At 72.8% G+C, this 23,123-nt stretch carries 21 protein-coding genes and 1 pseudogene; 10 read left to right on the forward strand and 12 right to left on the reverse strand.

All coding sequences use genetic code 11. The features are described from left to right. Positions 1-852: 852 nt before the first annotated feature. The 3 genes from JAO84_RS07820 to JAO84_RS07830 form a co-directional block, all read right to left on the reverse strand. Entirely contained in the window at positions 853-1,350 is a 498-nt protein-coding gene (locus tag JAO84_RS07820; RefSeq protein ID WP_370411626.1) for a hypothetical protein, read from the reverse strand. A gap of 114 nt (positions 1,351-1,464) precedes the next feature. Next, a complete protein-coding gene (locus JAO84_RS07825) occupies positions 1,465-1,881 on the reverse strand; it encodes a hypothetical protein (protein WP_370411628.1) in 417 nt (138 codons plus the stop codon). Between the two features lie 905 nt (positions 1,882-2,786). Beyond that, the gene (locus JAO84_RS07830; RefSeq protein ID WP_370411630.1) at positions 2,787-4,373 is read right to left on the reverse strand and encodes a recombinase family protein; all 1,587 of its coding nucleotides are present in this window, start codon (positions 4,371-4,373) and stop codon (positions 2,787-2,789) included. A 56-nt stretch (positions 4,374-4,429) separates the two neighbouring features. Here JAO84_RS07830 and JAO84_RS07835 point away from each other — a divergent pair. After that, positions 4,430-4,924 (forward strand): annotated as a pseudogene (locus JAO84_RS07835) (alanine--glyoxylate aminotransferase family protein); the annotation flags it as partial. Between the two features lie 18 nt (positions 4,925-4,942). Here the strand turns inward: JAO84_RS07835 and JAO84_RS07840 are convergent. Then, positions 4,943-6,010 carry an alkene reductase gene (locus JAO84_RS07840; RefSeq protein ID WP_370411632.1) on the reverse strand — a complete coding sequence of 356 codons (1,068 nt, stop codon included), beginning with the start codon at positions 6,008-6,010 and terminating at the stop codon, positions 4,943-4,945. A 156-nt stretch (positions 6,011-6,166) separates the two neighbouring features. Here JAO84_RS07840 and JAO84_RS07845 point away from each other — a divergent pair, with 156 nt between their 5' ends. After that, positions 6,167-6,673, forward strand: a complete 507-nt coding sequence (locus tag JAO84_RS07845; protein ID WP_265866054.1) for a MarR family winged helix-turn-helix transcriptional regulator — start codon at positions 6,167-6,169, stop codon at positions 6,671-6,673. A gap of 27 nt (positions 6,674-6,700) precedes the next feature. Here JAO84_RS07845 and JAO84_RS07850 read toward each other — a convergent pair whose 3' ends face one another. The 3 genes from JAO84_RS07850 to JAO84_RS07860 form a co-directional block, all read right to left on the reverse strand. Continuing rightward, positions 6,701-7,789 (reverse strand): aminotransferase class V-fold PLP-dependent enzyme, encoded by a 1,089-nt coding sequence (locus JAO84_RS07850; protein WP_370411634.1) that lies wholly within the window; start codon positions 7,787-7,789, stop codon positions 6,701-6,703. 128 nt (positions 7,790-7,917) lie between these two features. Then, positions 7,918-8,622, reverse strand: a complete 705-nt coding sequence (locus JAO84_RS07855) for a DsbA family oxidoreductase (protein WP_370411636.1) — start codon at positions 8,620-8,622, stop codon at positions 7,918-7,920. Positions 8,623-8,712: 90 nt separating this feature from the next. Beyond that, positions 8,713-9,744: a GlxA family transcriptional regulator gene (locus JAO84_RS07860; protein WP_370411638.1), complete on the reverse strand. Its 1,032-nt coding sequence runs from the start codon at positions 9,742-9,744 to the stop codon at positions 8,713-8,715. A gap of 70 nt (positions 9,745-9,814) precedes the next feature. Here JAO84_RS07860 and JAO84_RS07865 point away from each other — a divergent pair, with 70 nt between their 5' ends. After that, the gene (locus JAO84_RS07865; RefSeq protein WP_370411640.1) at positions 9,815-11,191 is read left to right on the forward strand and encodes an MFS transporter; all 1,377 of its coding nucleotides are present in this window, start codon (positions 9,815-9,817) and stop codon (positions 11,189-11,191) included. A 76-nt stretch (positions 11,192-11,267) separates the two neighbouring features. On the opposite strand, the gene JAO84_RS07870 is transcribed toward JAO84_RS07865, so the two are convergent. After that, complete coding sequence (locus JAO84_RS07870) at positions 11,268-12,815, reverse strand: aldehyde dehydrogenase (NADP(+)) (RefSeq protein WP_370411642.1); 1,548 nt, start codon at positions 12,813-12,815, stop codon at positions 11,268-11,270. Between the two features lie 123 nt (positions 12,816-12,938). On the opposite strand from JAO84_RS07870, the gene JAO84_RS07875 reads away from it, so the two are divergent. Then, positions 12,939-13,709: an IclR family transcriptional regulator gene (locus JAO84_RS07875; protein ID WP_265866058.1), complete on the forward strand. Its 771-nt coding sequence runs from the start codon at positions 12,939-12,941 to the stop codon at positions 13,707-13,709. Between the two features lie 18 nt (positions 13,710-13,727). Here the strand turns inward: JAO84_RS07875 and JAO84_RS07880 are convergent, their stop codons facing one another. Beyond that, entirely contained in the window at positions 13,728-14,324 is a 597-nt protein-coding gene (locus JAO84_RS07880; RefSeq protein WP_370411644.1) for a hypothetical protein, read from the reverse strand. Between the two features lie 106 nt (positions 14,325-14,430). Between JAO84_RS07880 and JAO84_RS07885 the strand changes: the two genes are divergently transcribed. From JAO84_RS07885 to JAO84_RS07905, 5 genes are all read left to right on the forward strand, one after another. Next, on the forward strand, positions 14,431-15,423 hold the full coding sequence (locus tag JAO84_RS07885; RefSeq protein ID WP_370411646.1) for a hypothetical protein: 993 nt from the start codon (positions 14,431-14,433) through the stop codon (positions 15,421-15,423). After that, positions 15,420-16,688, forward strand: coding sequence for a sensor histidine kinase (locus JAO84_RS07890; RefSeq protein ID WP_370411648.1), 1,269 nt, complete (start codon positions 15,420-15,422; stop codon positions 16,686-16,688). The genes JAO84_RS07885 and JAO84_RS07890 overlap by 4 nt, the downstream gene beginning before the upstream one ends. Beyond that, entirely contained in the window at positions 16,685-17,350 is a 666-nt protein-coding gene (locus JAO84_RS07895) for a response regulator (protein ID WP_370411650.1), read from the forward strand. Before JAO84_RS07890 ends, JAO84_RS07895 begins: the two co-directional genes overlap by 4 nt. A gap of 91 nt (positions 17,351-17,441) precedes the next feature. Beyond that, positions 17,442-18,893, forward strand: a complete 1,452-nt coding sequence (locus tag JAO84_RS07900; RefSeq protein ID WP_370411652.1) for a peptidoglycan D,D-transpeptidase FtsI family protein — start codon at positions 17,442-17,444, stop codon at positions 18,891-18,893. An 80-nt stretch (positions 18,894-18,973) separates the two neighbouring features. After that, a complete protein-coding gene (locus tag JAO84_RS07905; protein ID WP_370411654.1) occupies positions 18,974-19,408 on the forward strand; it encodes a hypothetical protein in 435 nt (144 codons plus the stop codon). On the opposite strand, the gene JAO84_RS07910 is transcribed toward JAO84_RS07905, so the two are convergent. Beyond that, entirely contained in the window at positions 19,398-19,985 is a 588-nt protein-coding gene (locus JAO84_RS07910; protein ID WP_370411656.1) for a TetR/AcrR family transcriptional regulator, read from the reverse strand. The two genes, JAO84_RS07905 and JAO84_RS07910, sit on opposite strands and share 11 nt — an antisense overlap. Before the next feature lie 55 nt (positions 19,986-20,040). Here JAO84_RS07910 and JAO84_RS07915 point away from each other — a divergent pair, with 55 nt between their 5' ends. Next, complete coding sequence (locus JAO84_RS07915; protein WP_370411658.1) at positions 20,041-21,018, forward strand: DUF2867 domain-containing protein; 978 nt, start codon at positions 20,041-20,043, stop codon at positions 21,016-21,018. Here the strand turns inward: JAO84_RS07915 and JAO84_RS07920 are convergent. Together JAO84_RS07920 and JAO84_RS07925 are read right to left on the reverse strand one after the other, a co-directional pair. Next, a complete protein-coding gene (locus JAO84_RS07920; RefSeq protein ID WP_370411660.1) occupies positions 20,952-22,085 on the reverse strand; it encodes a hypothetical protein in 1,134 nt (377 codons plus the stop codon). The two genes, JAO84_RS07915 and JAO84_RS07920, sit on opposite strands and share 67 nt — an antisense overlap. Continuing rightward, positions 22,082-23,014 (reverse strand): 5-dehydro-4-deoxyglucarate dehydratase, encoded by a 933-nt coding sequence (locus JAO84_RS07925; RefSeq protein ID WP_370411662.1) that lies wholly within the window; start codon positions 23,012-23,014, stop codon positions 22,082-22,084. The genes JAO84_RS07920 and JAO84_RS07925 overlap by 4 nt, the downstream gene beginning before the upstream one ends. Between the last annotated feature and the right edge of the window lie 109 nt (positions 23,015-23,123).

Below are 23,123 nucleotides of genomic sequence, written 5' to 3' on the forward strand. Positions count from 1 at the left end.
GGTGGCCAAATTCCGGGCCTCCCAAAAACGGCCCCTGCCCCGGCGCGAGTTTTTTGCCTCCCTGTCGTGCTTTCCCGGAGGGGGCAGGGGGTCGGTGCCTGGGGCAGGGTCACCAGCGGCGAGGACGGACGCGCTCGGCAGCCCATCCGCCCGGCTGGTGCTTCGCGGTCTCGCGGTTGTGACACGACGTGCACAGCGGACGCAGCCGAGACCACGCATCCGGATCGGACACGCCACGCGCCACCAGCGAGCGGCGCGACTCCGGGAAGTGGTCAGCCACCGTCGCCGGCTTACTGCACAGCACGCACCACGGGTGGGCGTAGAGGTAGCGGCGCCGGATGTTCGGCCACCGTCGCCCGTACGCGCTCGTCCCTGGTGTCTCTCGCAGTGCGTTCGCCTCACGCTCGTGAGCGGCACAGCGGCCACCACGAGCAGTCAGTTCGGGGCACCCGGGCACCGAGCACGGGGGACGGGGTCTACGGGGAATGAGGGATCACCTCCAGTGGCAGGGGTCTCCGGGCCGGGCGATGCTTGAAGTGGCTGACGGGAGGTCTGGCGATGGGCGACCGGGTGCTGACCGTTACGATCGAAGTGCAGATAGAGGGTCGAAAGGCGTACCAGAACCGGATTAGGGATGCGTACGTGAATGCCGCTAAGGCAGCAGAGGAAGCCATCAGAAAGGCGCTCCTTCCGGGTTCGGTACATTCCGTGCATAGTCGCCTCGACTATTCGCTGCGATATCGTCACGGAACCGATGGTGAGCTAATTGAAGACGAACCTGATGAACTGCCACCAGACGAGCCCGCTTAGCTGCAACCCCCCTGTCCGCACGCATTGACAGACCGCACGACATCAGTCCGTCCCGGTAATGAACGCGTCCCGTGCGGCACGGCGCTCCTGTGCTTCCGCCGTGGCAATCTCCCGCGCCCACTCGTCTGCGAGACTCGCAAGGTCGCCGATCAAGTCGGCTTCGCCAACGGTCACGTTGGGAACAGCGTTGTAGTCCTCGCCTGCATTCACCGCAGCGTTCTGCGCTTCAACCGAGACGTCCCACGCGCGGTAGCGAGCGGCCCGCATCTCCGCCCACGCCTGAAACCACGGCTGTTCAGCCATCAGGCGGGCGAAACGCTCTCGCGGCTCGTCAGCGCTCTTGCGGGCATCCTCGGCGGCCTGGTGCCGCTCGTCGTACACACGGGCGTCATACGCCTTGCTGCGCTCTTCCTGGCGCGCGTTCTCGGCTTCCTGCGCTGCGGCCAACTCGGCTTCCGCAGCGGCAAGCGGGGACGTGCTCTTTTCGGCAGCAGCACGCAGCTTGGCCACCTTTGCGGCCAGGGTCTCAATGTTCGCCATGATGTGAGTTGCCACCCCGCCGGCTCACGGGGCCGAGTCGGAGTGGCGCTCCTTCCTTCTGGTTTCGGGCATGAAAAAGCCCCCGTGACTCGTCAAGGGGGAGAACTGGTGTTGCTATGCGGCTTGTCGGGTCTTGCGCTTGCGATAGTCGGCCTGTTTGCACTTGGCCGAGCAGAACTGTCTAGGACGGCCCCTGCCGGTCCATCCGGCGCTCTCGCCGCAGTGGGCGCACCGCGCGGCTTTGCGGTCTTCTCGCGCGAACTGAGCGGCTTCTAGAAGGTCTTCCTGCATGTTGATGCAGTCGTAACCTGCTTCGTCGTTGTAGTCGCAGAACCGCTTGCGCGGGTGCCACACCTCGAACAGCTCGCCGCACAGCGGGCACGGCTTCATGGGCGGGCGCTCCCGGGGCTTCCTGGCACGGTGGGCCGCCTGTCGGCAGGCGGGAGAGCAGTAGCGCTCTTGGCGGCCGGTCAGGTACTCGCCGCAGCGTTCACAGCGGTCTAGCTGTTCCTGATGGGAGTAGTACCCCACGAGTGGCCACCCCCTAGGGCTCGGGACGTATCGGGAAGACATGTCACGGTCTCTGTCTCTTCCTTAGTTTTCTTAGTTCTTTCGGTTTTTTGTTACGCGTCAAAAAAATACGTAACTCGTCACTCTCCGCCTTCCCCGCGCTGACGCTTGACGCTGCGGGTGTGCCATCCACGGCAACCGTCCGAGCAGAACCGGCGCGGGCGTCCACGCCCCTCGTAGAGCACGGTGTTCGGGCAGCCGGCCCGCGCACAAGCGGAAGGCACGGCCGGGCCCTGAGCGACCCGTAGGGCCAGACCCGCAAGCCGGTGCACTTCCGCTGCCTGGTCGTCGCCCTTGCCCGCCAGGGCGCCCGCCCTGGTCTGCACTCGCTTCAACAGGCTCACGAGTGAGCGGTGTTCTGAGTTCACGCCATCCCCCTTCAGGTGTCCGCTGTCGGCGGACGATCGGTTGCCCCCTCGGCATCCGTGGAGACCAGAGGTTGCCCACATATCCCCGTAAACCAGGCAAGCCGGACTCGTGACCTGCCTCACTTCTGACCGAGCGGTCGGGCGCGGGCGCCGTTCACCTGAGTGGCTACGCGCCTCCGTAGGGCGGGAGGGATTCCCGCAGCGCCCGGGTTCCGCGAACAGTAGGGACGGAAGGTGTTCCGCAAATCGCAACACTCAGGGCATTACAGTCATGAGACTTGCGTCACATCCAGCGCTCGACCGAAAAACCCTCTCACTAGTAATAGGGACCGACAGGTTCCAGGGAATCGCCATCTTCCAGACATTCAAGACGTGTGATGTGCGTCTCTCTTCACCTGATGCCGAATGGAAGTGCTCCCGGCGTGCGCTTGTGGACACGGGAACGCCCCGGTGGTCCACATCGGGTCCAGCCGGGGCGTTCGGGGTCAGGCGTAGGGGTCAGTCGTCAGCGTGGACATCTTCCAGCGCGGCCAACGCGGCTTCCTCCACGTGCTCCACTGCCGCCCTAGTTTCCGCCGCGCGCTGTTTCGTGTTGAGCCCTGCCACCCTGATTCGGTGCTTGGCAGCACGGGGGAACACCGTGGCCCGGACTTCGAACTCAGTCAGGATCTCCCGCCGGGCAGCGTCGTCGGGTGCAGCGTTCCACAAGTCCTCGACGGTCTTCCCTGTCGGCACAGAGCGCATACCGGCCGGACGTTCCGGAAGCTTGCGAAGTTCATCTATCTCGCGGCCAATCTGGGCGTACCTGGTCCGGAACCACTCGGCGTCATCGTCCGAGTCGTACAGCCCCGCCGCGCGGTCGTCCCGGAGTCGCTTCCGGTCCGCTTCGAACTCCAGGATGCGGGCCGCGTACCCCGTACCGGGGTCGTACTCGCGGCGCATGACTTGCTGAGACCCGTACTCCGCGAGGAACCAACCCTCGACGTGTGCGTTCGCCTTGGGAATCGAACTCGTCGGAGCCGGCTTGCAGCTCGACGACGCCGGTATGCCACGAACCCGTCCTGTGCAGGCATAGGCCATGTGGCCACCGGTACGTCCGGTGACGTACAGACGCTGCCCGCAGTTGCCGCAGAATGCCAGCCCGGAGAGCAGGTTGACGCTCTTCGGCGCGCGGGACACGTTGTGGTTCCGCTTCGGCGCTGTCTTGGCTATCAGAGAGTCACGCGTCGCACGGTCCCAGAGAGGGTCCGCGATGCGCACCGCGTGCCCGTCCGAGCCCAGTACGGGCCGCTCGCCGTGCATGAGGAGACCCAATGCCGCCTCGCTGGTGAGAATGCCTTTCAGCGTCTTGGCGCGCCACGGGGAGCCCTTGGGGCTACGTCCGTACATGACTGCCCGATGGTCCGCCGGGGACAGCACTCCGGCGCGCGTCAGTCGGGCCGCCTCGGTGGAACACGTGACGGTTCCTGTTTCGTCGGCAAGGATCCGTTCTGCCACGTCACGGATGATCAGCGCCGCCACGGGATCGATGGCCACGTGATCCACCTTGCCCGTGGGAACGAGCCGAACGAACTGGTACCCGTAGGAATTCTTCTGATGTGGCTGCCCTGCGCCACGGGCCCGCAGCGTCTCTTCCCGGTTGCGCTTCTGAATCGCCCGCAGCTCCATCTGAGCCCCGAACGCCTCCATGGACAACCGCATCTCGTCGTTCGGGTCGTCAAGGTTCCAGGGCCCGGCGTGTCCATAGGTGACCAGCAGTCGGCCGGACTCGTGAATCATGTAAGCGGTGTTCAGTACGTCTCGCTGGTTGCGGCCAATCCGGTCGACTGCCGCCCCCGCAATGCCGCAGTACGGCCCCGCTTCGCCCCGGAGCCAGGGCCCGAGTCCAGCACGGGTCAGCGGGTCTGTAGCGCCCGAGACTTCCCAGTCGTCGGCCCACGCGATGACGTGTCCTCCGACGGCGTCAACGGCGCTCAGCACGTGGTCCAACTGACGCTCAGGGCTGTTCGTCGCGTCGGTCTTCCGACTGAGGCGACGTACCCCCACCAGGCACTTTCCGCATCCGTCGTACTCAGTCGTAATCATGGGGTCCATCTCTACCCGACCTATCTCACACTCGCACGTGTGTTTTAGGGGGGTACCTGGACTGGAAGGAGCGCTGGATCGACGGCGGCCGCAAGGCGCTGCTGCACGCCCCGGCGCAGCTGGAGATGCTGGCCCTGGAGGCCTGCCTGGACCGGATCGAGACCGAGGGCCCGGCCGCGCTGATGGCCCGCCACGCGGCGGCCGCGGCGGCGACCCGGGCGGGTGCGCTGGCGCTCGGCGGCGGCCTGGAGCCGTATGTGCACGAGGCGAAGGACGCGGCGCCGGTCGCGACGACGCTGCGCTCCCCGGCCGGGGTGGACGCCTCCGAGCTCGTCGCGAAGGCGCTGGCCGCCGACCCGTCGCTGCCGCTGATCGCGGGCGGCGGGGCGCTGGCGAAGGAGATGATCCGGGTCAACCACTACGGGGTGGACGCGACGCCCGGCGCGGTGCGGTCCTCGCTCGCGGCGCTCGGTGCGGCCCTCGCGGAGACGGGCCGCACCGTGGACCTGGAGGGCGCAGGCCGGGCGGTCACGGCGGCCTGGACCGCCTGACCTCTCCCCCTCGTGCCGCTACAGCGCCGGGTAGTCGGTGTAGCCGCGGTGGTCGCCGCCGAAGAAGGTGGCGGTGTCGGGGGTGTTGTACGGCCCGTCGGCCCGGAGACGGGCCGGCAGGTCGGGGTTGGCGAGGAACAGGGCACCGTACGCCAGGATGTCGGCGGTGCCGTCCTCGATCAGGCCGAGCGCCTCGGGGCCGGTCGGGCCCTCGGTGGCCGGGTTGAGCACGAAGGTGCCGGAGAAGCGCTTGCGCAGCGCGAGGGTGAGGTCCCGTACCTCGGCCACCGGCTCGGTGACGTGCAGGTAGGCGATGCCGATCGGGTCGATCGCGGCGACGAGGGCCGGGTAGACCTCGTCGGTGTCGGTCTCGGCGATGTCGTTGTACCGGTTGGCCGGGGAGATCCGCAGTCCGGTGCGCTCGGGGCCGATGGCGTCGGCGACGGCGCGGACCACCTCGACGGCGAAGCGGATGCGGTTCTCGACGGGGCCGCCCCACTCGTCGGTGCGGTGGTTGGTGTTGGTGGCCAGGAACTGGTGCACCAGATAGCCGTTGGCGCCGTGGATCTCGACTCCGTCGAAGCCGGCCTCGACGGCGTTGCGGGCGGCGGCCGCGAAGCCCTCGATCGTCTCGCGCACCTCGTCGCCGGTCAGTTCGCGCGGGGCGATGAAGTCCTTCATGCCGGGGCCGGCGAAGAGCTGTCCGGCCGGGGTGACGGCGGACGGGCCGACCGGGTGGAGGCCGTCGCCGAGGACCTCGGGGTGGCTGATCCGGCCGGCGTGCATGAGCTGGGCGAAGATCGTGCCGCCGCGGGCGTGGACGGCGTCGGTGACCTCGCGCCAGGCGGTGATCTGCTCGGCACTGTGCAGTCCGGGGGTGTTGGGGTAGCCCTGGCCGACGGCGGTGGGCTGCACGCCCTCGGTGATGATCAGGCCGGCGGAGGCGCGCTGGGCGTAGTACTCGGCGGTGAGCCGGGTGGGGATGCGGCGCTCGGCCTCGGCCCGGCTGCGGGTCATGGGCGCCATGGCGATGCGGTTGGCGAGGCGTGCGCCGGCGAGGTCGATGGGGTCGAAGGCGGTGGTCATGACGGCCCTCCCGGGGGCATATATGGTCGACCAAGCATTTATGTGGCCGACCAACCATAAACATGTGGTCGGCCAATGATTTGCTGCGAGCCCACTGTAACGCATTCCTTGGCCGACCAAGCTAATCTGGAGACCTGCACCCTGGAGGAGAGCCCCGTGTCCGGAACCGAACCCTTCTGTACCTACCCCGCCACCGCCGGCCTGCCGTCGGCGGCCCGCGGCGGGCCGGCCAGCCACGCGCTGTCCCGGGTGGCCCGGCTGCACCGGATCGCGGCGGCGCGCCTGCTCAAGGAGGCGGACCTCTATCCGGGCCAGGAGTTCTTGATGATGGCCCTGTGGGACTGCGGGCCGGTGCGCCAGTCGGCGCTGATCCAGTCGCTGGGGCTCGACCCGTCGACGGTCACGAAGATGCTCCAGCGCCTGGAGCAGTGCGGCCATGTGCGCCGCCGGCCGGACCCGGACGACCGGCGGGCCGTGCTGGTCGAGCCGACGGAGGAGGGCGAGGCCCTGCGGTCCCGGGTCGAGGCCGCCTGGGCGACCCTGGAGGAGCGCACCCTGGCCGGGCTCGACGCCGACGACCGCGCACAGCTGACCCGGCTGCTCGCCCGCCTGGAGGAGAACCTGTGCGGCGAGGCGGGCGAGTGCGGGCCGGAGAACCGCTGAGGCGTCGCTTTCCGGATCACGCCCGGCTCAGCCGGCGGCGAGGACCTCCAGGGCCCGGTCGACGTCGGCCGAGGAGTTGTAGAGGTGGAAGGAGGCCCGCAGGTTCCCGGCGCGGGCCGAGAGCAGGACGCCCGCCGCGCGCAGCGCCTGCGCGCGCTCGCCCATGCCGGGCACGCCGACGACCGTCGAGTCGTCCGCGACCGCCGGGTGCCCGAGCGCGGCGAGTCCGGCCCGGAAGCGGGCCGCGAGGGCCTTGTTGTGGGCCTCGATCCGCTCGATGCCGATCTCCTCCAGGAGGGCGAGCGAGCGGGCCGCGCCGTGGTACGAGAGGAAGGCCGGCGGCTCGTCGAACCGGCGGGCGGAGCGGGCGAGTTCACGCACCGGGCCGTAGCTGTTGGACCACAGCTCCTCGCCGGTGACCCAGCCCGCGTGGATGGGCAGCAGCGCGTCCTGCGCCTCGGCCGTGACGGTGAGGAAGGACGCCCCGCGCGGGCAGAGCAGGTACTTGTAGCCGCCGGAGACGGTGAAGTCCCACTCCTCCGCGTGCAGCGGCAGCCAGCCCGCGGACTGGGTGGCGTCGAGCAGGGTACCGGCGCCGTGCGCCGCCGCCGCGGCACGGACGGCCGCGAAGTCGGCGGTGCGGCCGTCCGCCGACTGCACGGCGGAGAAGGCGACGAGCGCGGTCTCCGGCCGTACGGACTCGGCGAGCCGGTCCAGCGGCACGAACCGGGTCTTCAGGTCGCCGCGCACCGTGAAGGGCGTGCTGACGGAGGAGAAGTCACCCTCGGGGAAGAGGATCTCGGCCCCGGCCGGCATGGACTGCGCCACCATGCCGACGTGGACGGAGACGGAGCTGCCGAGCGCGACGCGGTCGGGGGTGGTGTGCGCGAGCCGGGCGAAGGCGGCCCGGGCCTCGTCGGCCACCTCGAAGTCGCCGGCGCCGCCGGGGCGCCCGTCGGCGGTCTCCTCGGCGAGTGCGACGACCGCGTCGATCGTGCGGCGGGGCAGCAGCGCGCAGGCGGAGGTGTTGAGATAGGTCTGCTTGGGGGCGAACTCGGCGCCGCCCAGCGGCTCCAGGCGGTCCGGACGGTCCAGGTGGTGTTCCACGGATTCCATGGGACAAGACTGGATTCCCCACGATCTCACGTCAATTGAGAGAGATCATGGGGAATCTGCAAGCCTGACTTATAAGACCTGGACAGCGACGTGGACACCGGCGTGGAAACCGGCAGGGGAAGGACGGATCAGCAGTTTCCGCCGTCGACGTCGCAGGCAGCAGCAGCGGCGTCGCCGCCCCCGACCGGCTGCAGGACGCGGCCCTGCCAGGCCTGCTCCAGGGCCTGGGTGAAGACCTCGGCGGGCTGGCCGCCGGACACCCCGTAGCGCCGGTCGAGGACGAAGAACGGCACGCCGTTCGCCCCGAGTTCGGCCGCCTCGCGCTCGTCGGCCCGTACGGCGTCGGCGTACGCGGTGGGGTCGGCGAGCACCTCACGCGCCTCGGCCTCGTCGAGACCGGCCTCGACCGCGAGGGTCACCAGGGTCTCGTCGTCGAAGACGGAGCGCTCCTCGGCGAAGTTGGCCCGGTAGGCCAGGTCCAGCAGCTCGTTCTGCCGGCCGCGCTCCTTGGCCAGGTGCAGCAGGCGGTGGATGTCGAAGGTGTTGCCGTGGTCGCGGCCCTCCGTGCGGTAGCCGAGGCCCTCGGAGCGGGCGTTGTCGGCGACGTGCGCCTCCATGGCGCGGGCCTCGTCGAGGCTGCGCCCGTACTTCTGCGCCAGCATCTGAAGGACCGGGCCGGTGTCGCCCTTGGCGCGGTGCGGGTCGAGCTCGAAGGAGCGGTGCACGACCTCGACCTCGTCCCGGTGGGCGAAGGCCGCGAGGCCCTGCTCGAAGCGGGCCTTGCCGATGTAGCACCAGGGGCAGGCGATGTCGCTCCAGATCTCGACGCGCATGGGTGGCTTCTCCTACGGGGGGGGCTCGGTGGTGCGGGTGTTCCGGTTGCTCAGGGTGTTCCGTGGCGGGAACGCCCCGGCGCGCCGGTTTCATTCCGCCGCGGCCGCCGGTGTGAGCGGGCGCACCTCCTGGCGCACCTCCGCCCGCCCTCCGGCCCCGGCACCGGCGCCGGGGAGCCGGTTGAAGGAGGCGCGGTAGGCGCTCGGGGTGAGGCCGGTGCGGCGGAGCAGGTGCTGGCGCAGGGAGTCGGCGGTGCCGAGGCCGGCGGCGCGGGCGAGCACGTCCATGGGCAGCGCGGTGGTCTCCAGGAGCTCCTTGGCCCGTTCGACCCGCTGGTGCAACAGCCACTGCAGCGGGCTGACCCCGGTCTCGGCGTGGAAGCGGCGGGAGAGGGTGCGGACGGAGACGCCGGCGTGCCGGGCCAGGTCGGTGAGGGTGAGCGGGCGGTCGAGGTGTTCCATGGCCCACGCGCGCGTGGCGGCGAAGGAGGCACCGCGCTCGGGCGGCAGCGGGGTGAGCGTGAACTGGGTCTGGCCGCCGGGCCGGACGGGGGCGACGAGGGCGAGCCGGGCCACGGTGTTGGCGACGGCGGCGCCGTGGTCGGTGCGGATGATGTGCAGGCACAGGTCGATGCCGGCGGCGTAGCCGGAGGAGGTGAGCAGCGGGCCGTCCTGGACGAAGAGCACGTCGTCCTGGAGGTCGACGGCGGGGTGCCGTTCGGCGAGGAGTTCGCGGTAGGCCCAGTAGGTGGTGGCGCTGCGGCCGTCGAGGAGGCCGGCGGCGGCGAGCGCGAAGGAGCCGGTGCAGATGGAGGCGATCCGCCGGCCGTCGGCGGCGGCCCGGCGCAGCACGTCGAGGATGCGCGGGTCGGGGTCGTCGTACTGCCCGCTGCCGGCCAGGATCACCGTGTCGGCGCCCGTCACGGCGTCCAGGCCGTGCGGCACGTGCAGGTCGAGGCCGCCGGTGGTGGCGACCGGTCCGGGGTCGGGGGCGCAGATGAGCGTCTCGTAGGCGGGTCCGCCGTCCGTCTCGACCTTGGCGAACAGCATCTCCGGGATGGCCAGGTTGAACATCGAGACGGGCGGGGCGGCGATCACCGCGACGCGCCGGACAGCGGTCATGGCCAGAACCTCCGGTCATATGGCATTCGGGCCACTACTGTACGGGCCGGCGGCCGCGCAGGCTGGGCCCATGACCACAACCCGCCTCGCCCCGCCCCCTGTTGACACCCCTTCCGCCCCTGCTCGGGGCCCCGTTCCCGGTCCCGCGCTCGCCGCCGCCCTGCTCGGCTTCGCGCTCATCACCCTGGACACCTCGGTGGTGAACGTGGCGCTGCCGGCCATCGGCGGCGAACTGCGGGCCGGGATGACCGGACTGCAGTGGGTGGTCGACGCGTACACGCTCGTCTTCGCCGCTCTGCTGCTGTCCAGTGGCGCGCTCGCCGACCGGATCGGCGCGAGCCGGGCGTACGGGGCGGGGGTCGTCGTCTTCACGCTGGCCTCGGCCGCCTGCGGTCTGGCGCCCGGTCTGCCGGCGCTGCTCGCGGCGCGCACGGTGCAGGGCGCGGCGGCGGCCGTGATGCTGCCGGCCTCGCTGGCGCTGGTCCGCGAGGCGTACGCCGATCCGCTGCGGCGGGCCCGCGCGGTGTCGCTGTGGGCGGCGGGCGGCACGGTGGCGGTGGCCCTGGGGCCGGTCGCGGGCGGTGCGCTGACCACGGCGTGGAGCTGGCGCGGCATCTTCTTCATCAACCTGCCGCTCGGGCTGCTGGCCCTCGCCCTGCTTGCCCGGGTGCCGCGCTCGGCCCGCCGGCCCGCCCCGCTGGACCTGCCGGGCCAGCTGACGGCGGTGGTGGCGCTCGCGGCCCTCACCTTCGCGGCGATCGAGGGCAGCCGGGCGGCCTGGTGGGCGCTGGGGCTGGCGGTGGTGTCCTTCGCGGCCTTCGTGCTGATCGAGGCGCGGCGGAGGCACCCGATGGTGCCGCTGGGCCTGTTCCGCGACCCGACCGTGCTGGTGGCGGTGTCGGCGGGCGCGGCGAACACGGTGGCCTTCTACGGCATGGTCTTCGTCTTCAGCCTCTTCTTCCAGCAGGTGCTCGGGCTGTCGGCGCTGGGCGCGGGCCTGATGTTCCTGCCGATGACCGGCCTGCTCGCCGGGGTGAACGTCCTCTCCGCGAAGGTCGCGGCGCGGTACGGGGCGCGGCTCCCGATCGTCGTCGGCCAGGTCGTCGCGGTGGCCGGCCTCCTCGCCCTGCTGCCCGTGGACGCCCACACCCCCCGCGCGGTCCAGGCCCTGCTCCTCGTCCCGCTCGCCCTGGGCTGCGGCTTCGCGCTTCCCCCGCTGATCGCCGCGATGCTGGAGACCGTCCCGCCGGAGCGCGCGGGCACGGCGGCCGGCCTCCTCAACGCGATCCGCCAGACGGCGGGAGCGCTGGCCGTCGCGGTCTTCGGCTCCTTCGCCGCCACGGACGTCGCCTCGGCCCTCCGCCCCTCGCTCGTGATCAGCGCGGTGCTGCTGTCGACGACGGCCCTCGCCTCGCTGCGGCTGCCGAGGGGCCGTGGCCGGGCCTAGGCGCGGGCGGAGCCGCCTGGCGTCCGCGTACATCCGGTCCGGGCTGCGCGACGGTTCGCGTCGATGCCGGGTGTGATCAGCCCTCCCCGGCCTCCGTCGCGTCCCGCAGCTCCGGCGGCAGCAGGTGCTGCGGGGTCGACTGGTACGTGACCGGGCGCAGCCAGCGCTCGATCGCCGTCCCGCCGACCGAGGTCGAGAGGGAGGTGGTGGCCGGGTAGGGGCCGCCGTGGTGCTGGGCGTCGGCGACGGCGACGCCGGTCGGCCAGCCGTTGACGAGGATCCGGCCGGCCAGCGGGGTGAGGTCGGCGAGCAGGCCGGGGGCCTCGGGGTCCTCGTCGGCGGTGTGGAGGGTGGCGGTGAGGTTGCCGGGCAGCAGGCCGAGGACCGTGCCGGCCTCCTCGCGCGAGGCGTAGCGGGCGACGACGGTCACCGGGCCGAAGCACTCCTCCAGGAGGGCCGCGTGGCCGCCCTCGGCGAGCGGTCCCGCGTCGGTGACGAGGACCCCGCCGCTGACGGTGTGCTCGCCGCCGGCGCCCGGGGTGACGGTCACGGTGACGCCGGGGAGCGCGGCCCGCTCGCGTACGCCGTCGAGGAAGGCGTCCCGCATCCGGTGGTCGAGCATCACGCCGGGCTCGGTCTCGCTCACGGCGTCCGTGAGGGCGGACAGGAACCGGTCGCCGGCCTCGCCGGCCGGCGCCAGGACGAAGCCGGGCTTGGTGCAGAACTGCCCCTGTCCCAGGGTCATGGAGGCCGCGAGGCCCGCGCCGAGCTCCTCGGCCCGTTCCGCGGCCGCCGCCTCGGTGATCACCACGGGGTTGAGCGAGCCGAGTTCGCCGTGGAAGGGGATGGGTACGGGACGGGCGGCGGCCGCGTCGAAGAGCGCCCGGCCGCCCCGTACCGAGCCGGTGAAGCCGGCGGCGGCGACCAGCGGGTGCCGGACCAGTTCGGTGCCGGCGTCGAAGCCGTGCACGAGCCGGACGACGTCCTCGGGCAGTCCGCTCTCGGCTGCGGCCTTGCGCAGCAGCGCGGCGCACAGTTCGGAGGTGGCCGGGTGGTCGGGGTGGGCCTTGACGACCACGGGGCAGCCGGCGGCGAGCGCGCTCGCGGTGTCGCCGCCGGGGACGGAGAAGGCGAGCGGGAAGTTGCTGGCCGCGTAGACGGCGACGACGCCGAGCGGGACCTTCATGCGCCGCAGGTCGGGCGTGGGCGGGGTGGTCGCCGGGTCGGGCCGGGAGATCCGTACGTCCAGGAAGGCGCCGTCCTCGACGATGCCGGCGAAGTACCGCAACTGGGCGGTGGTCCGGGCGAGTTCGCCGGTGAGCCGGACCGGGCCGAGGGCGGTCTCGGCGTCGGCGGCCTCGACGACCCGGTCGCGGGCCGCGTCGAGGAGCTCGGCGGCGGCGCGCAGCAGCCGGGCCCGCGCCCCGCGGTCGGCGAGGGCGCCGCGGGTGGCGTACGCGGCCCGTACGGCCGCGTCGACCTCGGCCGCGTCGGCCTCCACGGCGACCTGTTCCCGCGCCTTCCCCGTCCGGGGGTCCACACTCCACACTGGTGCTGCCACGACACGCCCCTCGCCCACGTTGTTCGCTATTCTGAACGCGGTCCCTGTAGGTGAATCCGACATCGGGACTCTAGGGACGGCCGAGCCGTCTCCACAAGGGGGTTCCGCAAGGCCGCGCGGAGCAGGAGACCGCGCGGGACCGAGCGCCGGAACCAAGGGCGAGGGACGACGAGGGGGCCAGGGGCGATGGCGACGAGCGACGCCGGTGGGGCGCAGGTCAAGTCCGCGGTGCGGACGGTGGAGTTGCTGGAGTACTTCGCCGGGCGGCCCGGCATGCACTCGCTCGCCGCCGTCCAGGAGGCCGTCGGCTACCCGAAGTCCAGCCTGTACATGCTGCTGCGCACGCTGGTCGAGCTTGGTTGGGTGGAGACCGACGCGACCGGCACGCGGTACGGCATCGGGGTGCGCGCGCTGCTCGTCGGCACGTCCTACATCGACGGCGACGAGGTGGTGGCCGCCGCCCGGCCCACCCTGGACCGGCTCTCCGACGACACCACCGAGACCATCCACCTGGCGCGCCTCGACGGCACCAACGTGGTCTATCTGGCGACCCGTCAGTCCCAGCACTATCTGCGCCCGTTCACCCGGGTGGGACGCCGGCTGCCGGCCCACTCGACCTCCCTGGGCAAGGCGCTGCTCGCGACCCACAGCGACGAGCAGGTCCGCAAGCTGCTGCCGGAGACGCTGCCCGCGCTGACCGAGCACACGATCACCGACCGCGAGCAGCTGATCCAGGAGCTGCAGGTGATCCGGGAGCAGGGCTACGCGGTGGACCGCGAGGAGAACACCCTCGGCCTGCGCTGCTTCGGCATCGCCATCCCCTACCGCACCCCGGCCCGCGACGCGATCAGCTGCTCGGTGCCGGTGGCCCGGCTCACCCCGGGGCACGAACAGCTCATCAAGGACGCGCTGTTCGACGCCCGCGACCGGCTGACGCTGGCGACGCGCAGGCTCTGAACACGCGTCGGGGCGGCCTCAGCCGAACCAGACGATCAGGCGCACGTTGTCGTCCCCGTGCTGGGCGGCGTGCGTGCGCATGGCGTCCCACACGGGCGCCCAGTCGCCTTCCGGCGGGGCGAACATCCGGGCCGTGATGACGACCGGGCGGTACACAGACCCGTTCAGCGGCACCTCACCGCCCTCCGGCCACTCCCACGGGCACAGCTCCTCGCCGAAGACCTCGTCGGCCGCGCGGTCCACCTCGTCCGGGATCCAGACGATGTCGTGAAAGACCGGCTCGCCGTCCGGACCGGGCCGCCACTCGCCGACCCAGGGGCCGACGGGGCCGTCGCAGAGCGGCGCGTCCCAGTCGGCGGCCACGACCTCGGCCCAGGTGGCGTACGAGTGGCTGTGGTTGACCTCGTCGTCCAGGATGTACTCGGCGGTGGCGTCCGCCGGCAGTCCACGCTGGTCGAACAGCGCCCGGAGGGTCCCTAGGCCGCCGGGACACCCGAACAGGACCTCGCGCGCGTAACTCTGCTTGCCGAGGTCGAAGTCGAGCAGATCGACCGCCATGTCCCATTCGCCACCGGGCGTTCGGACCTCGATCACCCCGTCGACAAAGATTCCCATGGGCGCCGATGCTACGTCGGGTCCACCTCCGTCTCCCCCGCGCGGCGGAGGCGGTTCGCCGTCCGGCAGGACGCGCCGGGGCCGGGGCGCGCGGGAGCGTGAGGGCATGACGACACCGACACTCCCCGTCCCCACACCCGCCCCCACCTCCACCCCCGCCCGGCGCGCGTTGCGCGTGCTCGCGATCGTGGCCTGCCTGCCGTACATCACGCTCAAGGTGGCCTGGATCGGCGGCGGACGGGTCGGCATCCCCGACGGGAGCGTGCTCCTGGACCATCCGACGGCGATGGCCGTCGGCAACTCCCTCACCGTGCTCGCCGACGCCGTCGTCGTGCTGCTCGCCCTGCTCCTCACCCAGCCGTGGGGACTGCGGGTGCGGGCCTGGCTGCTCGTGCTGCCGATGTGGGCGGCGACCGGTCTGCTCGCCCCGATCATGGCGGGCTATCCTGCCCAGCTGCTCGTCGCGCTCGTCACCGGGCAGAACGGCGGCTCCTCGGGACCGGCCGACGAGCCGTTCCTCGACGCCTGGGTCTTCCCCGTCGTCTACGGCGGTTTCATCGCCCAGGGCCTCGCCCTCGGCACCCTCTTCGCGCTGTACGCCCGCGAGCGCTGGGGCCATGTCTGGGCCGGGCGGCTCGGTGACCTGCCGGCCGGGCTCGCCGGGCCCGGGGTGCGGGCCGTCGCCGTCGCCGGGGCCGTCCTCGCCCTGCTGCCCGCCACCCTGGCCGTGCTGTGGGTCGGCGGCATGACCGACGGCCTCTCGCCCGATCTCGCCGCGCAGTACGACGCCGACAAGGCGACCGTGGACGCGGTCCGGGTGCTGTTCCTGGTCCTCGCCCCGCTCGCCACCCTGCTCCTGGTCGGGCGCCGGCCGGCCGGGCTGTGGACCCGCACCGTGATGGCCCTGGCCTGGGTGTCCTCGGGTGCGGTCGGGTGCTGGGGCGCGTACATGTCGCTGGTGTCGCTGCTGCCGCTCGCCGATCCCGGGAAAGAGCCGACGGGTCTGATGACCGCCGCCTACGCTGGCGAGATGATCACCGGATTCCTGCTGGCCGGCTGCCTGGCCGTGGTGCTGCGCCGCCGGGCCGCGACCGGATGAGGCGCGCCTGGCAGGCGCTGTTCGGGCAGCGGGCCCGGCGGCGCTGGCTCCATCTGATCGTGGGCGGCGCGCTGTTCATGCCGTACTGGCTGGTCGGCACCGTGGTGCTCGGACCGCTGACGGACGGCGGGGGGCCGTTCGGCGGCAGTCTGCTCGTGCAGTTCGGCGCGTACGGGGTGGGGCTGCCGCTCGCCGCGCTCACCGCGCTGTTCCCGCTGACCCGGCCGATGTCGGTGGCGGTGGCGCGGGCGCTGTGCGGGGTGGCGCCCGGCCGGTTCGCGGAGGGCCCGGCGCGCGGGGCGGAGGCCAAGGCGCGCACGGCCGGCTGGTTCGTGCTTCACCTGGGCGCGGGCGCCCTGGTCAGCGGGGCCAGTCTGGCGCTGCCGCCGTTCGCGCTCTCGGTGGCGGCGCTGCCGTTCTCGGCCGCCCTGCGGGAGTCGGAGTTGGGCGCGTTCTGGCATCTGGACCGGCCGTGGCTCGCCTGGGCGGGGCTGCCGCTCGGCCTGCTGATGCTCCTCGGCCTCGCGGCGGCGGCCGCGGCGGCGGGCGCGCTGCTGGCCGCGGCGGCGCCCCGGCTGCTCGGGCCGAGCCCGGCGGACCGGCTCGTGGCCGCCGAGCGGCGGGCCGCCGAGCTCGCGGTGCGCAACCGGCTCGCCCGGGAGCTGCACGACTCGGTGGGGCACGCGCTGAGCGCCGTCACCCTTCAGGCGGGGGCGGCCCGCCGGGTCGTCGACGGCGTGCTCGACACCGGGGCGGGCGATCTGGGCTTCGTACGGGAGGCGCTGACCGCGATCGAGGAGACGACCCGGCGCACGGTCGGCGAACTCGACGCCGTGCTCGGTCTGCTGCGCAGCGGCGAGGACGACGGGGAGCTCGCGGCGCCCGGTCTGGAGGCCCTGGACGCGCTGGTGCGGGGCGCAGGGCCGCGGGTGGCGCTGACGGTGCGCGGGGATCTTGCGGGGCTGCCGGAGGCGGTGTCCCGGGAGGCGTACCGGATCGTGCAGGAGGGGCTGACGAACGCGGTGCGGTACGCGCGGGACGAGACGGTGACGGCGCGGATCGCGCTGTCGGGGGACGAACTGGAGATCATCATGGAGAATCCGCTGCCGGCCACCGGCCCTGCGCCGGTGGCCCGCCCGGACGGCGGGCGCGGCCTGCGCGGCGTGGCGGAGCGGGCCCGGCTGCTCGGCGGCGCCGCCGAGGCGGGCCCGGTCGACGGGTGCTGGCGGCTGGCCGCCCGGCTGCCGGTCGGGGGTGCGCGATGAGCGGCCCGATCAGGGTCGTCCTGGCGGACGACGAGCGGATGGTGCGGACCGCGCTGCGCGTGATCCTGGACGCGGAGGACGGCCTCGAGGTCGTCGGGGAGGCGGCGACCGGCGCCGAGGCGGTGTCGGCGGTGCGGGAGCTGCGGCCGGACGTGGTCCTGATGGACGTGCGGATGCCGGAGATCGACGGGATCCAGGCGACCCGGCAGATCCTGGCAGGGACGATCTCGCCGGAAGCGCCCCGGATCCTGGTCGTGACCACCTTCGAGAACGACGCCTATGTGTACGACGCGCTGCGCGCGGGCGCGGCGGGCTTCCTGCTGAAGCGGGCGGCGCCGGAGGAGCTGGTGAGCGCGGTCCGCCTGGTGGCGCGCAGCGACTCGCTGCTCTACCCGGCGGCGGTCCGGGCGCTGGCCGCCGACCACGCCCGCCGGCATCCGGCGGCGCCGCCCTGGGCGGCCCGGCTCACCGACCGGGAGGCGGAGGTGCTGCGCCGGATGGCGAAGGGCCTGACGAACGCGGAGATCGCGGCCGGGATGGGCGTGGGCGCGGCGACGGTGAAGTCGCACGTGGCGGCGGTGCTCGCGAAGACGGGCGCCCGGGACCGTACCCAGGCGGTGATCGCGGCGTACGAGTCGGGCTTCATCACACCGAACACCTGACCCGGCCTGACCGGTCCTCACATGAAGGTTCGCTGAGAAACCGGACACATCAGGAACGATCGCCGCCGTCCCGGTCGTCCCGCTGAGTGGGATGAACAAGACGATCAGGCGCGGCGCGGTCTTCGTGCTCCTCCTGGTGCTCGCCCTCCTCGGGCGGGCCACCTGGGTGCAGGCGTACGAAGGCAAGGCCCTCGCGAACGAGAAGAACAACCGGCGGAAGATCATCGCGCAGTACGCGGCGCCGCTCGGGAACATCGTCGTGGCCGGCTCGCCGGTCACCGGATCGAAGGAGACCAAGGGCGGCGACCTCGCCTACAAGCGGAGCTACACGGACGGCGAGCTGTACGCGGCCGTCACCGGCTACAGCTCGCAGGCCTACGGGGCGACCCAGCTGGAGGGCATCTACTCGGGCGTCCTGGACGGCACCGACACCCGCCTGAAGAACCCGTTGGACGCGCTCACCGGCAAGCGGGCGGATCCGGGCACCGTCCTGACGACGATCGACCCGGCGGTGCAGAAGGCCGGCTACGAGGCGCTCGGGAACAAGAAGGGCGCGGCCGTCGCCATCGACCCGAAGACCGGCCGGATCCTCGGCATGGTGTCGACCCCGTCGTACGACCCGTCGAAGATCGCCGGGCTGACCGACGGCAAGGAGTGGCAGCGGCTGACGGAGGACGAGGACAAGCCGCTGGTGAACCGGGCGCTGCGGCAGCCGCTGCCGCCGGGCTCGACGTTCAAGCTGGTGGTCGCGGCGGCCGCGCTCGAGGACGGGCTTTACGGCTCCGTCGACACGGCGACGGACAGCCCGATGCCGTACACGCTGCCGGGCACCCGGACCGTCCTGAAGAACGAGAACGCGTCGGCGCCGTGCGAGAACGCGACGATCCGCACCGCGCTGCGCTACTCCTGCAACAACGTCTTCGGGAAGATGGCGGTCGATCTCGGCCAGGACAAGGTGCGGGCGATGGCGGAGAAGTTCGGCTTCGACGACAAGGAGCTGGACGTGCCGGTCCGCGCGTACCCGAGCGTGTACCCGTCGGGGATGGACAAGGCGCAGACGGCGCTGAGCGGCATCGGGCAGTTCGACGTGACGGCGACGCCGCTGCAGATGGCGATGGTGTCGGCGGCCATCGCGAACGACGGTCTGCTGGCGAGCCCGCACATGGTGTCGCAGGTGGTCGACTCCGACGGCGACGCGCTCCAGTCGTACGAGGACGGGGCGACCGAGCGGGTGGTGTCGGCGGAGACCGCGAAGCAGCTGCGCAGCGCGATGCGGACGGTGGTCGAGGAGGGCACCGGCACCAACGCGGCGCTCGGCGGCGGTGTGGAGGTCGGCGGCAAGACGGGCACGGCACAGCACGGCGAGAACAACAGCAAGACGCCGTACGCCTGGTTCACCTCGTACGCGAAGGATCCGGCGTCCGGCAAGGAGGTCGCGGTCGCGGTGCTGATCGAGGACTCGGGCGCGGCGCGCTCGGAGGTCAGCGGCAACGGGCTCGCGGCGCCGGTGGCGCAGAAGATGATGAAGGCCGCGCTGAGGTGACGCACCGGATGGGCGCTCCGAAGTGACGGACGGCGGGGGCCGGTTGGTGTCCGGTCCCCGCCGCACGGTATGCAGGACGCATGCTCTCGAACGTGCGTCTGCCCCGCTCCCCGTCCGGCTGGACCATGGCCGTCTTCGGCGTCCTCGCCGCGGCGCTCGGCGTGGTGGGCCTGGTCTCCCCCGACACGACGATCCGCCTCATGGGTCTGACCCCGATCCCCGGTGCGGACCGGGCTGCGGACGACCACACCCTGCTCTTTCTGACGGCGTCGTCCATGGCGGCCCTGAACATGGGCGTCTACTACGTGCTTGCGGCCCTGGCCGACTGGAAGGCCTTCTTCCGCTGGACGGTCCCGTTCCGGCTGCTCACCTTCTCGGTCTTCACCCTCGCCGTCGTCACCGGCCGCGCCCCGGCCGGCTTCCTCGGGGTCGGCCTGTGGGAGGGCCTGGGGGCCCTGGTGACGGGCGCGGCCCTGTGGTGCGAGACCCGGCGGGCGGCGCGGGTCACGGCCTGAGCAGGGTCTCCATGACCGCGTCCAGGTAGGCGGGGTCCGCCGGGACGGCGGACGGGGTCGCGTGGGCGAGCTGGGCGTGGCCCAGGTAGCTGGTGTAGGCGAGCAGACCGCGGTGGCGGGCCTGCTCGGCGGGGAAGCCGAGCAGTTCGAAGAGGTGGGCGAGGTAGCTCACGCGGCGCTCGGTGACGCGGGTGAGGGCCGCCGCGAGCGCGGGGTGGTCGCCGGCGGCGAAGAGCCGTACCTCCAGGGGGTCCTCGGCGGCCATCGCGGTCGCGCCGCGCAGCAGCGCGCCGAGGCGGGCGGCCGGGTCGGGTTCGGCGGCCTCCATGGCGCGGATGACGCGCTCGGTGGACCGCTCCTCCCAGCGTGCGAGGGCCGCGGCGACGAGCGCGTCGCGGTTGGCGAAGTGCCAGTAGAAGCTGCCCTTGGTGGTGCCCAGGCGGGCGGCGAGGGGTTCCACCGCGACTCCGGCGAGTCCGCGTTCGGCGAGCGCGGCGAGGGCCGCGTCCGCCCAGTCGTCGGCGGTGAGCCGCTTGCGGGCGCCGCGTCGCGCGGTGGGGGCCGGGGAGTCGTGCATGTTTCCGTACGGTACCGTACGGTTGGAACATACGCTCCCGTATGGAGGTCCGGTCATGTCCGGAACGCGCACGGTACGCAACGTCCACCAGAGGGTCGTCGAGGCCTCCGCCGAGACCGTCGGCGCCCTCCTCGACCGGCTCTCCGCGCCGGACGACCCGCTCTTCCCGACGCCCGTCTGGCCCGCGATGGTGCTCGACCGTCCGCTCGGCGTCGGCGCCGACGGCGGCCACGGCCGGGTCCGCTACCGGGTCGGCGCCCACGAGCCCGGCCGCTCGGTCCGCTTCGACACCACCGGCGACGGCCTCGGCACCGGCTATCACCGCTTCGACGTCGAGCCGCTCGGTCCCGGCCGCTGCCGGATCTCCCACGTCCTCGAAGTGACCATGGGGGCCCGGGCGTTCGCCCTCTTCAAGCTGGCGATCGAGCCCGTGCACGACACGATGGTCGAGGAGGCCTTCGACAACGCCGAGCGGGCCGTGCTCGGCGGCGACCTGCCCCACCCGCCGGCCCGCCGCCCGGTCCGCGCCCTCCTGGTCAACCGCCTGCTCTGGGCGCGGCCGGCCACCGTGCCCGTACCGCCGGAGGCCGCGCTGCTGCACGCCGCCGTCCCGGCCCCCGACTACGCCGACGCCTACCGGATGCCGCTCCCGCCCGGCATGCCCCGCGGCCCGCTGGCCTGGCGGCAGGTGCTGCCGTTCCCGGTCCGCGGTGTGTCGGACACCGAGCTGATGCTCGGCAAGGACGCCTCGCACCTGGACTTCCGCGCCTCGGTGGTGATCGGCGAGGACGCGGTGACCCTGGCCACCGCCGTACGGCTGCACAACACGCGCGGCCGGCTCTACTTCGCGGTCGTCCGCCGCGTCCACCCGCTGCTGACCCGGCTGATCCTGCGCCGGGCGCACCGCCGTATCGCCTTCGGGGCCCGCCCGGCCGGCGAGCGCAACCGGGTCCCGGCGACCGGGGATCAGCGCAGCGCGGCCAGCGCCTCCCGGACCTCCGCCAGATCGGCGTCGGACGCCAGGCCCGCGTGATACAGGCTCAGTTCCGTGGCCCCCTGGTCCGCCGCCCGGCGGGCGTCCGCGGCCAGGGTGCCCGGTGAGCCGCCCATCCCGCCCACCACGGTGAGGTTCGCGGCGACGACCGTCCCCACGCGCGCGTGGGCCGCGAAAGCGGCCACGTGCGGCGCCGGGGTCACCACGCCGTCGGCGACGGCGAGGACCTGGGCCGGGTCGGTGCCGGCGTTGGCGCCGCAGTGGTACGGGACGGGGTCGGCGTGCAGCAGGACCCGGAAGCCGGGCGGGGCGGCGGCCCGGACGGCGGCGACGGCGTCCTCCTGGAGGGTGCGGGCGGCGGCGAGGCGCCAGGCGAGGGCCGCGTCCGCGAGCGGGGCCGGGAGCGGGGCGGCGGGGCCGCCGCGCCAGACCGGCTCCAGGGCGGAGCGGACCGCCGCGGCGAGCTCGTCCGGGTCGGCGCCCTCCTTGCCGTACCCCTCCCGGCAGGAGGGGCAGAAGCACAGCGACATCAGGTACTGGGCGCCGGAGTCGAGCGCGACGCCGGCGGTCTTGTCGTGGGCGTGCAGATGCGCGAGCCCGTACCAGCCGCAGGACTCCAGCTCGGTGCCGGCTGCCCCGGGCCGTACCGCCGCCTCGGCCGCGAGGTCCGTCAGGAAGGCGCGCACGGCGTCCTGGCCGATGCAGGGTGCCCAGGGGTAGGCGTCGCCGTACGCGTTGACCACGGAGCTCTCCGGATGCTCGGCGCCGAGCCGGGAGTTGTGCGCGAGGACCACCCAGCTGTGCAGGGCGAGACCCGTGCCGGCCAGGGCGTCGGCGGCCGCGCCGAAGGCGTCGCCGGGGGCCCAGTCCCCCGCCGGGTACGGAGCGAGGGCGCGGCCCCGCCAGCGCGCCGGGTCCGGCGGGTAGAGCACGGCGGCGTGCCCCGCGGTGACGATCCGGTGGCGGGGGTGGCGCGGGGTCAGGGCGCGGGTGGAGTGGTAGGCGGCGGCCAGGGTGATCCGGTCGAGGCCGAGCGCGGCGAGCCGGCCGGGGGCGGCCGGGTCGCCGGTGACGTCCCAGGGGTAGAGGAAGGCGCCCGCTCTCACCGCGTCCCCTCCGCGAGCGCGGCCCGGCCGCGGTCGAGGATCACGGCGAGCTCCTTCAGATGCTCGGGGTGCGGCTCGCTCAGCGGCGGGCGGACCTCGCCGACGTCCAGACCGTTCATCCGGACCGCCGCCTTGACCAGGGAGACGGCGTAGCCGCGGCCGCGCGAGCGCAGTTCGACGAGCGGGCGGTAGAAGGCGTCGATGAGGCGCTCGGCGGTGGCGTCGTCGCCGGTGGTCAGCGCGCGGTGGAAGGCGAGGGCGATGTCGGGGGCGAAGCAGAAGACGGCGGAGGAGTAGAGGGTGACGCCGATGCCCCGGTAGGCGAGGCCGGTGAGTTCGGCGGTGGGCAGGCCGTTGAAGTAGCGCAGGCCGAGGCCGGCGGAGCGGACGGCGCTGACGATCCGCTGCATCAGGTCGAGGTCGCCGTAGCCGTCCTTGAGGCCGATGACGCCGGGGGTGCGGGCGAGCGCGACGGCCGTGTCGGGGGTGAGGATCGCGTTGTCGCGCTGGTAGACGATGACGTCGAGCCGGGTGGCGGCGGCGAGTTCGGTGTAGTGGCGGAGCAGCCCGGCCTGGTCGGCGACGACGAGGTACGGGGGCATGGCGAGCAGTCCGTCGGCGCCGGCCTCCTCGGCGAGCCGGGCGTAGCGGATCGCGAGGGCGGTGCCGTAGCCCGCGCCGGCGAGCACGGGGACCCGGCCGGCGGCCTCGTCGACGGCGGCGGCCACGCAGTCGCGGAACTCCTCGGGGGTCAGGGCGTGGAACTCGCCGGTGCCGCAGCAGGCGAAGACGGCGCCCGCGCCGGCGTCGATCCCGGCGCGCACGTGGGCGCGGAAGACGTCGAGGTCGACGGCGCCGTCCGGACCGAAGGCGGTGACGGGGAAGAAGAGCAGTCCGTCGAGCCGGTCGGCGAGCGGGGGTGTGGTCACGGGCACTCCCTGTCGTACAAGATTCTGACTGGCGTCCATATTCTTGAACAGCAGCACGCTAGGGCAGCCCCAATGGAGCGGTCAAGAAGCGAAATCCCTTTACTGGCGG

The sequence above is a fragment of the Streptomyces fradiae genome (genome assembly GCF_041270065.1).
In the GTDB taxonomy this organism is placed as follows: domain Bacteria; phylum Actinomycetota; class Actinomycetes; order Streptomycetales; family Streptomycetaceae; genus Streptomyces.